The following is a 12,300-nucleotide window of genomic DNA, read 5'->3' on the forward strand; positions in this document are numbered from 1 at the left end:
TTCTGTGCAAAAATGCAAAAACACAAATGTGATTTTGTGCAAAAATGCTAAAATTGCTCATAGTTTTAAGAGATAAACTTTTAAATTTAGTTTGCTAAAATGTGGCTAGTGAAAGAAAAACAGTTTATTTCTTTAACTTTATTCCACATTATCTGTGAATAAATTTATCTTTTTAGGTTATCTTTATTTTAATGAATTTTTTTATGCCACTTCCATTCACCATCTTAAACTAAAGCCAGTATATTTTTCTCCATTTATCAAGTAATTAACTATTTTTTTAGCTTGCTTATCAATTATTTGAGCATAACTTAAGTTTTCTCCTTCGTAATTTATATTGGAATTGACCTTGTCCAAAACTCTGCCAATGATTAATTTTCTAACATCAAGTGAAATGCTGTTATTTCTTTTGTCCAAATCATCATTGCTGATTTGTTTTGTATTAACCAATGAAAACACTACCTTATCCACTAATTGCTGTCTGAATTCTTCCATCAAATCAAATGTCAGGCTTGTTCTCTTTTGCCTGTCAAAATGCAGGAAAACCGCAATATGAATCAAGCCCATTTATGACAAGCGCCTTGTTTACTTCGCTTGCAAGTATTGCATAGGCATAGTTAAGGCTTGCATTTGTAATATCATTAGGATGCCTGTTATTTCTTGAGAAGAAACCTATCTCTTTAGGCAGAAGTTCATTTACAGCAAGCCAATAGTCCACTGAGGCGCTTCCTTCAATTCCCATCATCTTCATTTTTGATTTTTCAATGTCTGTCCTTTCTCCAAACCGTAAACTGCCAATTTGTTTAATTGCTTCATTGATGTTTCTTTCAAAAATCTTAACATTTTCTAATTTTTTGTTTTTATTAAGGGTCTTAATTGTCGATTTTTGATTAATCATCTTAGACATTATCATTTCCCGTGCAATAATCAGACCTTTGTGGTTTTCACTTGTTTTATATTGCTGCTTTCTTAGGAATATGTTTTCATTGCTCGGATACTCAAGAGTATAGTTTATCTTTCCAAAGTAGTCTATAGACATTAGCCGGACATTATTTTCAGAGATTAGTCTCAAGGCATCAAATGTGATGGATCCTTTTCCGATAATTGTTATATCATCAATCTTTTTTATATTGATTTTTTCCAATTCCCCCTCCTTTTCCATGATTAGAATTTGATTGTCTCTCTTATGGATTGATTTGTTGTATCCCTCAATCAGTATTTTCATTCTATGGCTCCTTTAAAATATTTTGTATAATTCGTCCTTAAAGCTTAGATTTCTTCCAAATACATTCAGCTTCAGATAGCAGGATTTGCAGATGGGAATTGTCAGTATGCTGTCATATTCTCGAATGTTCTCCATAATATCGGACTGCATAGCATATAGTTCATCATATTCGACATCCCCAAAATATAAGTTTTCTTGCATCCTTCTAAAGCCAAAATGCTTTAGAATGGATATAATCTTTTCCTTGTTGGTTTTGAATTTGATTTCAAATGAAACTAAGACCTTCATATTACCACAGGATAATATATTTTAAGAAGCATATTTTAATTTTTTTAAAAAACCATAAAATGAGTTAAATAAAGAATATTCTTAGAAAAGCTTTTGAGTTATATTTAAAATTAGAAATCGGTGAATAGGACGTGATTTGTTTTTATTAAAATGTGGAAAGCTATGGCATATAACTATGTTATAAATACATTCCACAAATTTAGCACGATTTTAACATAAAGTTTATATATTAAAAGAATGAAAATGTGGAAACCTATATCATATAACTGTGTTATATTCACCTTCCACAGAAAGTTTTAAAAATAAGTGAGATAAATAGTTAAAATAAGTAAATTAAGAAAAATTAATAAGGGTTTAATTTAGTACGTTATACTGCGGTTTAACGAAACTTTTTTATTTCTTAAAATGAGTTTATTTTATTATATAATGATTTAATTACTTCTTTTCGCAAAATAAGCTTTCAATTAAGATAATTGTTTAAATAATTTTTTAAAATTAGTTTTTTATTAAAATCATCTAAGATTCTTCTTTTTAAAATTAGTTTTGTATTAATAATTTAATCTTTTAAATCGTTTTTAAAATTAGTTTTATATAGATTAAGAAATAGTTTTAATCGTTTTTAAAATTAGTTTTGTATTAATAGTTTAATCTTTTAAATCGTTTTTAAAATTAGTTTTAGTTAAAATAATCAATTATAATTCTTTTTTAAAAAAAATAAAAGCATAGGGGAAAAATCCCCTATAAAAATTCAATTTTATAACCAAGCTCTACTTTATAGTCAGCTTTGAAGTAACACTCACCTTCTTGTATGTGCTGTCTCCAGCAAAGGCTGCAGTGTATTTATAAGTTCCTTTCTTGTTAAGGCTTACGTTTACAGTTGCAATTCCTTTTTTATCGGTTATGGCTGAGTATTTCTTGCCGTTTACAGTAAAGGTTATCTTCTTGCCTACAATAGCGGTTCCCTTGAAGCTCTTGAATTTTGCAGTCAATGTCTTTGTATTTGCGCTGGCCTTATAGCTCTTGTTGCCTGCAGTCAATTTAGGGCTTTGATGTGTCACGTTTATCATGGCTACATTGAATGCGCCTGTGTAGTTGTCGTCTCCGCTGAATGTTACTGCAAAGGTGTACAGGTTTACGCATCTCAGGTTGATCTGCAGCTTGGTCCAGCCGGTTTCATTGGTTGTACGGTTGTACTTGACTCCATTGAATCCGATGCATACGTTCTTGTTGGCCAATGGGTTTCCATCCTCGTCGACTAGCTGGAAGTAGAAGTATTTTCCTATCCTTCCTTCGATTCTGTAGTCGAATGCGGTGGTTGTCATGTTCTTGAAGTTGAACCTTGTGCCTGTTCTGTTGATGTTGACGATTGCATTTGACTCGGATGCCATGTAGTTTCCGTTTCCTGCAAAGCTGATTGTCGCAATGTAGTTGCCTGCTGTCAGGTCTTTGGTAGCAATCTTGATCTGTCCGTTTGAGTCGGTAACGATTGTCCTGTTGCCGTCCAGATCTACATTCAGCTTGACTCCGCCCAAAGGATTGCCTTGGCCGTCTTTCAGCACTGCTGTAATATAGTCTTCAAGGCCATACTGTGTATTGACGTTTGTTGCAGCTATTGATGTTGGCTCCTTGTCTACAGCCACTTTGATGCTTGCGCTTGACTTGCCGTATATCTCTGTGCCTGCAAAGCTGATTGTAGCTGTGTAGTTGCCTGCAGCAAGGCTCTTCAAAGGAATTGAAATCTGTCCGCTTGAATCGCTGACATATTTTTTGCTGCCGTTGAGGCTGACGGATACTGTGGCGTTGGCTACAGGATTGCCGTTGATGTCCCTTATGATTGCGGTCAGGTTCTTGTCTGCGCCGTGGACTGTGCTTATGTCATTGGCTGAAATTGCGGTCTCCAGCTTGTTTACCCTTATTGCAGATTTTGCTGTAACAGGGTTGTGGTTTTCGTCAGGGACTGTAGTGACTTCCAGGGTGTAGCTTCCAGGCTTCAATCCGGAAACTGATATGGAATTGCCATTTATCTCTACTGTTGCGTTTGGCTGGCCGACGACTTTGGCTGTGATGCCTGTTGCGCCTTCGAATGTTGCATTGGTAGTTCCAGTGCTGTTGTAGTCGAATTCAAGGTCTTCGACAGCCAGTTCTGAGTCAAGCTTGGTTATTGTAACCTTGACGGTCTTGCTGACAGGATTGTGGTTGCTGTTAGGGATTGTTGTTACTGTAAGGTCGTATTCCCCTGCATCCAATGCGGAGATAGGGATTGTGTACTTGTCGACGCCGAGTTCCTTTCCGTCGATTTCAGCCATTATTCCACTTGCCCCTTCGGTCTTTACGGTAACGTTCATTGCAGATCCGTAGTCTACAAGGTTGTTGAAGTCAAGCTTTGAATCGATCTTGTTGACTGTGACATTGACTGTTTGGCTTACAGCCTTGTGGTTCTTGTCAGGGATTGTAGTGATTTCCAGAGTATAGTTTCCGGCATCCAATCCTGAGACGGAAATCTCCTTGCCCTTTACATTGACCTTTGCATTTGGCTGTCCGATTACTGAAGCCTTTACGCCGGTTGCGCCGGTGTATGTCACTGAACTTGTGCCGGTGCCCTCGTAGTCGAATGCCATGTCATTTGCTTCCAATGTGGAATCTATCTTGTTTACAGTGATCTGGGCTGTTTTTGTTACAGGGTTGTGGTTCCTGTCAGGGATTGTAGTCACTGTCAGGTTGTATTTGCCTGCATCCAGTCCGGAAATAGGGATGGAATATCCGTTTACTCCAATGCTCTTGCTTCCGATCTTGGCGCTGATGCCGGTAGCTCCTTCAGCTGCTGCATCAACATTGCCTGATTCGCCATAGTCCAGCTCAAGGCCTTCGACTGAAAGGCTTGAATCGATCTTTTTGACTGTTACTGTGATGTTCTTGCTTGCGCTGTTGTGGTTGTCGTCTACGATTGTTGAAACGCTTAGGGTGTAGCTGCCTGCATCAAGTCCGGATACTGTAATCTCGTTTCCGTTTACCTCGACGACGGCTTCGTCATGGCCCGCCACTGAAGCGACGATTCCTTCTGCGCCTGAAGTCTTTGCTTCGGCTGAGCCTGTCTTGCTGTAGTCAAAGGCTATGTCATTGATTTCCAGTGTAGAGTCTGCCTTTATTAGGGTCAGCTCTTTTTCTGCACTTGCATCGAGGTAGTTGCTGTCTCCTGAGTAGTTTGCAAGGATTGTGTATGTGCCTACATCGAAGGTTGGCAGGGTCAGGCTTTCGTCTACAGGAAGTTCGCCCAGTATTGTTCCGTTGCTTAGGTAGTATATCACTGTTCCTGTTGCATCTTCTGGCAGAACAGGGCTTGCTGTGACTGTTTCGCCGTATGCTGCTTCCTCTGCGCTTATGCTGATTTCGAATCCAGGGTCTGCCTGGCTTACAATCAGTGCTGTTTCTGCGCTTGCATTGAGGTAGTTCTTGTCTCCTGAATAGTTTGCCAAAATGTCATAGACATCTACATCGAAGGTTGGCAGGGTCAGGTTTTCGTCTGCTGCAAGTTCGCCTAGTATTGTTCCGTTGCTTAGGTAGTATATTACTGTTCCTGTTGCATCTTCTGGCAGTGCTGGGCTGACTGTGACTGTTTCGCCGTATGCCGCTTCCTCTGCGCTTATGCTGATTGCGAATGCAGGATCTGCCTGAATGACTGTCAATGTTACATTTGCGCTGTCTCCGTCGAAGTTTTCGTCACCGGAGTAGTTTCCGATTATAATGTATGTTCCAACATCAAGCTTAGGCAAGGTCAGGTTTTCGCTGACCGGAAGCTCTCCGAGGAGTGTTCCGTCGCTCAGATAATATGTTATATTTCCTTTGGCAAGGCTTGGCAGTCTGTGGGTGACTGTTGCAGTTTCGCCGTAGCTTATCTCTTCTGCGCTGATTCCAAGATTGAATTCCATGGATACCTCATTTACAGTCACTGTCATGCTTGCGCTTGCATTGTTGTAGTTGCCGTCTCCTGAATAGTTTCCTATAATTGTATGTGTTCCTACATTCAGTATAGGCAAGGACAGCCTTTCGTCTACCGGAAGCTCTCCAAGGAAGGTTCCGTCGCTCAGGTAGTATGAGATATTTCCTGTAGCGTCGTCAGGTAAGTTAACGAAGACTACAGGGCTATCTCCGAAGTCATAGGAAGGGAATGCGATATAGATTTCGAAATCAGGGTCTGCCTTATTGATTGTCAAGGTTGTGCTTGCGCTTGCATTGTTGAAGTTTTCGTCTCCGGAATAGTTGGCAAGAATCTCATAGCTTCCCACAGCCAATTTAGGCAATGCAAGGTCCTCGTAGTAGTATAGTTCGCCGAGGGATGTTCCGTCGCTCAGGTAATATAAGATGGTACCTACTGCAAGGCTTGGCAGTTTATGGATGACAGCTGCAGCTTCTCCGTATTTTATTTCGCTTGGGCTTGCATTGATCTCGAATACTGTTTCGGTACTTAGGACAGTAAGCCTTACGTTTGCGATTGCAGGGTCATAATTCTTGTCTCCCAAGTATTTTCCTACGATTTCATGGACTCCCACGTCGAATTCAGGAAGCTCCACTCCTGGAGTTTCGTAGTATTCCTCTCCGTCAACCATTATGATTTCATATTGGCCTATTGTTACCTTGCCCAGGTATGTGTCGTTATAGTAGAATTCCACGGTGCCTGTAGCGTCATAAGGCAAGCTTGGACGTACTGTAGTGGTCTGGCCGTATATGACGTCGTCTTCGTCAAGGTATATGTCGAACGAGAAGTCAGGATTGATTCTGAATTCCATGCTGTCTGATGCCGGAACAAAGTTCCTGTCTCCGGAATAGTTTGCGGTTATGTTATAGATTCCGACCTTCCATTTAGGTGAAACATATGTCTCGCCGACCTGCACTTCTCCAAGGAAGGTTCCGTTGCTCAGATAGTAGCTGATTGTGCCTGTAGCGCCCTCGGATATGCTATGGGTGACATAGGCAGGGTTGCCGGATATGACCTGCTGCTGGAGGCCTATATGGAATTCTGTTTCTACTTGCTTTACGAGGACATCTGCGCTGTCCCAGTCAGGCTCGAAGCTTTCGTCGCCTGAATAGTTTGCAAATATTACATAGTATCCTGCATCAAGGTCCAGTGTCAGTTTTTCTTCGACCGGCAGTTCTCCAAGGACAGTGCCGTTGTTCAGGTAATATTTGATGGTTCCTGTAGCATCTTCAGGCAATTTGTGAGTGACTTTGATGCTTGCGCCGTATGTGATTTCGCTTGCATTTGTATCAATCTCGAAATTGGTGCCTTCCTCTTCAGGATATACTGTAAATTCGGTAGCGTTTGAGATAGGCTCATAGAGATCGCTTCCTCCGAAGGATACTGTAGCTTCATAGGTGTCGGTTTCTAGGCTGCCGAAATTGACTTGGCCTATTCCTCCAATTACAGTAACGGTCTTTGTCTCTTCTCCTATTGTCACTTCATAGTCTTCGTCTACGCTGGCATAGACGATGGCCTTGACCTCTTCAGGATATGTCCTGTTGTTTACCACGATTCTCAGTTCCTCGATGTCTCCTTTAAAGACATCGAAGCTTGCAGTTGCATTGGATGATAGATAGTAGTATGTTTCAGGGATTGTGATTGTTATTGAATAGGTTCCAGGCTTCAATCCTTCTACATATAATGTCTCAGGGCTTGTAAGGTTTCCTGACTTTACTGTGTTTCCTTCGCTGTCATTGATTATGTATGTGGCCGCTTCCGCATTGCTTATGGTATAGTTGACTAGGGTATAGTTGACCTCCAATGCATCAGGATACTTGATATCCTCGCAGGATCTTATCTCTACCATAGTTGAATTCTTGGTTAGCGGATTGACATTCAGATATACTTTCTGATGGTCAAGCTGTCCCCAGATCTGTCTTGATTCTGGAGTGAGGACCACATCTGCAGTCATGTCATTCTTGTCCGCTTTGATATTGGAGTATGTGCCGTCCCCTCCAAATTTTCCGGTGGAATGGTAGAGGGTGTTTGAGCTGAAGCTCACCACATTGTTGTTGACATTTCCAGTGAAATAGACGGTTACCTTATAAGGATTTCCTGCAATAGGACGGGTATTATTGATTTTTATATTGATCTTCAGGTATTCTGCACCGAAGTCTGAAGGTTTCTTTTCTTTGTCGCTTGATACCCTGTTCTGGTCAACAAGCTGTTCAGTGAAACTAGGATTGTTTGATCCGAACCAGCATAGGGAGATGTTTGTATAGGTTCCCTTGGTGAATACGCTGTGTCCTGCCATGAATGTATATAATGTGCTGGAATGGTCATCCCTGCCGGCATAGTTGTCGACGAATGTAGAGTAGGATATCTTGGTCTTGATTTCATAGGAATCCATATAGATTGCTCCTCCTCTGCTCTTTGCTGTATTTCCTTCGAATCTGCAGCTCTTGATTTCAAAGTCGTTGTCGTTTTCTATATATATGGCTCCTCCGTCACCGTTGTTCTTTACATAATTCGCGCTGTTGTTGTGGAATCCGCAGCTGTTGATTGAAATGACCTTATGGGCATAGACTCCTCCTCCGCGTCCTGCAGAATTAAATCTGAATGTTGAAGAAGTCAGTGTTAGCTTGGCGTGTTCGGATTCCACATGAAGTCCTCCCCCTTCATCCTTGCATGTATTTGAATCGAATTGGCAGTTCTTTACTTCGGTTTTAGGGTTATCTGCAATTCTGTTAGGGTAGTCATTTTTAATGTGGACTCCTCCACCTTTGCCCTCGGTCGCCTTGTTTTTGCTGAAGCTTGACCATTGGATGGAGTTTATCATATGGGCCCATACTCCGCCTCCGTTATTCTTTGCAGTGTTGCTTGTAAAATTACAGGAGGTTATTTTCAGTACGGAATATGTTGAGTCCATGCAGAGTCCTCCTCCATTGTCTGTACATGTATTGCTTGTGAATGTACAGTCTACGAATTCGGTTGTATATCTCTTTACTGTTTCAGTAATGTGATAGTTTCTAACGTATATTCCGCCTCCTTTACCGTCGGTGGCCTTGTTGCTTATGAATCTGTTGGATGAGACTTTTGCGCTCATTTGTTGAGCATATACGCCCCCTCCTTCTTTTGCAGTGTTCTTGGTGAAGTTACAGCCGGTCAGTTCTAGGTAGGAGTATTTTGAATTAAGATAGACTGCTCCTCCTTTGTCGCCGCCCACGTTTTCTTCGAAGACTGATTGGCGAATCTTAGGATTGCAGTTTGGTTCTATGTATACTGCTCCTCCGCTTTTGCTTGCACCGTTCTTCTTGAATACTGAATTGGTGATTTCGTTAACCTTGCCGGAAAATATGGCTCCTCCTTGGCCTGCAGCATTGCCTGTGAAGTTTGAGTTGGTCACCTTTAGCTCGGAGTCATCGTTTCTTACATAGATTGCTCCTCCTTGGGAATTTTCAACTGAGGATTTGACTACGCACTTGTTGTCTGAGAATACGCAGGAATCGAACTTAGGCCAAGATTTGTCATTGATGTAGATTGCACCGCCGTCTCCATTGGTTCCAGTGTTCTTCTTGAATATTGAATTTGTCACTTCGTCATTCATCACGCTTGCATATATTGCTCCTCCATTGTTTGCGCTGTTGACTGTGAAATTGCTGTTTTTCACTGTCATCTTTCCGTCGGTATATGCTGCTCCTCCATGGTGTTTTGCCATGTTTTGCTCGAAGCTGGAATCGCTAATGCTCATATCTCCTTTTGAGAAGGCTGCGCCTCCCTGGCTGTTTTCGGTCTGTCCGTCTCCATCGACTGAATTTCTCTTGAATACGGAATTTTTGATTTCAGTCTTTCCTCTGCAGTTGAATGCTCCGCCGTCAAGATGGGCAATGTTTTGAATGAATGTGCATTTGTTCAGCCTTAAAAGTGAATTTGAATTTGCTATATAGATAGCTCCTCCGTCGCTTTCTGCAGTGTTTGCGCTGAATTCGCAGGATTCAAATCGAGCATCGCTTTGGGCGATGATGTATACTGCTCCTCCGTCACCGCTGCCTTTGGTTACTGAATTGCCGGAGAACTTTGTATTGGAAATTGTTCCTATTGTATCTGCATATAGGGCTCCTCCGTTTTGGTATGCTGTGTTGTATAAAAATGAGGAATCGCTCATTTCCAGGTGATGTGCACAGTAGACTGCACCGCCCTTGCTTGGAGCGGAGTTGCCTGAAAATTCTGAGTTTCTGATGGTTGTTGCATTTTCTGCATGGATTGCTCCGCCGTCTCTGTTTTTTCCTTGACTGCTCATGAGTTCAGAGACTGCGCTGTCTCCACGGAAAACCTTGTTTGATGAGAATGCGCTGTTTTTTGCTGTTACCTTTCGTTCGCTGTATATTGCGCCACCGCCTTCGGCTGCATGGTTTCTTTCAAATGTACATTTATCGACATTGCAGTCGAGTCCAGTGTAGAGGGCGCCTCCAACGCTGAAGTATTGGCCTGTCAGGACATCGACACTCTCTACGCCTAAAAGATCAAGGAAATTTTGCAGGGCGCCGTATATGTCCCCTATGATAGGTATGCTGCCTATAAAATTATCTATAAGGAAATCAAAGGAGTGTTCATCCATCCATGTAGTGCCTATTTCGCCACCGTTGTTGGAGAATGTTGAACCTTCTGCATTAAGGTAATAGAAACAGCTTATTGCACCTCCCACGTTTGCTACATTGTTTCTGAAAGTGGAGTTGTAAATAAATCCGGATCTGTTACAGAGGATTGCGCCACCATGCTGATCGTAAGCCTTGTTGTTGGTGAAAGTGGAGTTGCAGACGGTTATATCGTTCATGGAATGAATTGCTCCTCCACCGGTTCCCATCTCATTCGCTTCTCCTGCCTGGTTGTTGTCAAAACTTGAGTCGTTTATCTTACAGGTTCCGTTACAGAATATTGCCCCTCCTGTAGGGGGAATTACATCGACACTATAGAAACTGTAGTATTGAATTACCTTTGCCCAATATCCTTCATCTGTAAAGGTTGTGGTTAGCATGTCCATTCCTATAAGTCCATGTCTGACGCGGTTGTTGCTGAAAGAGCAACCGATAGCAGTCAAATTGCCGTTTGCATAGACTGCGCCTCCGCTTCCCAGTTCGATTTCATTGTTGAAGAATCTGGAATCTATGATTTTGAGAGATCCGTTCCAAAAGATGGCTCCTCCTCCGTTGACTGCTCCATTGTTTTCAAAGGTACAATTGTTTATGATAAAATCGGCCGGTTCGCCGCCGATTGCACCGCCTTCAGTTGTCGGGTTGTAGTATATGGCTCCTCCCCAGTTGGTTTCCAGGTTAGTGTAACTGTCCTTTTTTCCGCCGTCTTTGAATATGATGTCGTTCAGGATGATTGGCTGGGTGTTGAGGGAGCTTATGTAAAGTATGCGGTCAAGCCCTACGCCATATAGTGTATGGTTATTTCCGTTTATGGTCAATCCCTTTGTAAGCTTTAGGGTTGATCCTCCTGCTCCAAGGGAATAGTCATAGTTCAGTTCTATTGTCTCTCCGCCATCCGCTTGATTGAGAATTGTCTGCAATTCCTCAAAGGAATGGTAGTCTCCTACAGATAGGGATTGGTATTTTCCTTTATCCAATGCGTTAAGTTCTTTGTCTGATGTGATAAGAGTATTATCGTCATCTTCATATCCGATATTTCCCCCATTTCCATTAGTTGCGATAATAGTCTTATCGTCATTTTCATATCCGATTTTTCCATTATCCGTTGCGATAATATTCTCATCGCCATTTTCCTTTTCGGATGTGATAATGGCATTATCAGGATATGCACTATTTGCTTCAGATGCAATAACGGCATCTGATGTGCCATTGGATGCTGTGACTTGAATGTCTTCAAGTTCGCTGGCACTTACGCTGGCCATGGTCAATAAAACAAGAATTGCCATAATCAGCATAATCATAGTTTTTTTGCTTTTATTCATTTGTTACCTCTAAAAAAATTTTATATATTTTTAAAAAGTTTTAAACTTATAGAAAAGTTTTAAACTCATAAGAAAGTTTTAAACTTATAGAAAAGTTTTAAACTCATAAGAAAGTTTTAAACTCATAAGAAAGTTTTAAACTCATAAGAAAGTTTTAAACTCATAAGAAAGTTTTAAACTTATAGAAAAGTTTTAAACCTTTAGGAAAGTTTTAAACTCATAAAAATAGTTCTATACTTAGCAAACAAGCAAAAAATAGTTTATTTCAGCTATAAAGAATAAGTATATAGTTTAAGGTCTATCGCAGGATATATATATATATATAGCGATTGTTTTATATTGTGCATGCGCCGTTTATTTTAAAAAGCGCAAATTGGCCTTTGTCGGTTTTAAGCCATAATGCTTGGAAATCTTTTTTGTTTTATTTCTTATATTGTGGAGGCGATGTTTGCATTTTGGGCCTTGCTCTTTTAAAATTTGCAAATCTTTAATTTGTTTACTTTGTTTAGTTTTTGATTGAAATTTTTGTTTCTTCGGACCTTTTTTTCGCATGATTTTTCTTGGATTGTTTAACATTGTTAAGGTTTAATCTAATTTTGTTAATTCTGGGCAAGTGGTATTAATTTGCTTTTTATATTGATTCAGAAATAAAAAGCAGAAAGAGTATTGGGTGAATCAAAGGGTTCTTGTGTTTTTTGGTGGCAAAAATTTTAATAAAAATAAGAATTTAAGGGTTTTTATCTTCTTTCATTGGTGGAAATTTTAAAAAGCGATATGTGGGGTTTTATTGGTTTCAATTCTTTTATTGGTGGAAATTTTAAAAAGCGATATGTGGGGTTTTTATTGGTTTCAATTCTTTTA

4 protein-coding genes are annotated in these 12,300 nt (G+C 40.5%); all 4 read right to left on the reverse strand.

Going from position 1 to position 12,300, the window contains the following annotated elements; genetic code table 11:
* Nucleotides 1-216: 216 nt before the first annotated feature.
* Complete coding sequence (gene cas1, locus MRU_RS12195) at nt 217-564, reverse strand: CRISPR-associated endonuclease Cas1 (RefSeq protein WP_265101233.1); 348 nt, start codon at nt 562-564, stop codon at nt 217-219.
* On the reverse strand, nt 527-1,222 hold the full coding sequence (cas1, locus tag MRU_RS08245; RefSeq protein ID WP_012956446.1) for a CRISPR-associated endonuclease Cas1: 696 nt from the start codon (nt 1,220-1,222) through the stop codon (nt 527-529). The genes cas1 (MRU_RS12195) and cas1 (MRU_RS08245) overlap by 38 nt, the downstream gene beginning before the upstream one ends.
* A gap of 12 nt (nt 1,223-1,234) precedes the next feature.
* Nucleotides 1,235-1,510, reverse strand: coding sequence for a CRISPR-associated endonuclease Cas2 (gene cas2, locus MRU_RS08250; RefSeq protein ID WP_012956447.1), 276 nt, complete (start codon nt 1,508-1,510; stop codon nt 1,235-1,237).
* Nucleotides 1,511-2,277: 767 nt separating this feature from the next.
* Entirely contained in the window at nt 2,278-11,439 is a 9,162-nt protein-coding gene (locus tag MRU_RS08255) for an Ig-like domain repeat protein (protein WP_012956448.1), read from the reverse strand.
* Nucleotides 11,440-12,300 lie beyond the last annotated feature (861 nt).

The organism is Methanobrevibacter ruminantium M1 (assembly GCF_000024185.1).
Classification (GTDB): Archaea; Methanobacteriota; Methanobacteria; order Methanobacteriales; family Methanobacteriaceae; genus Methanobrevibacter; species Methanobrevibacter ruminantium.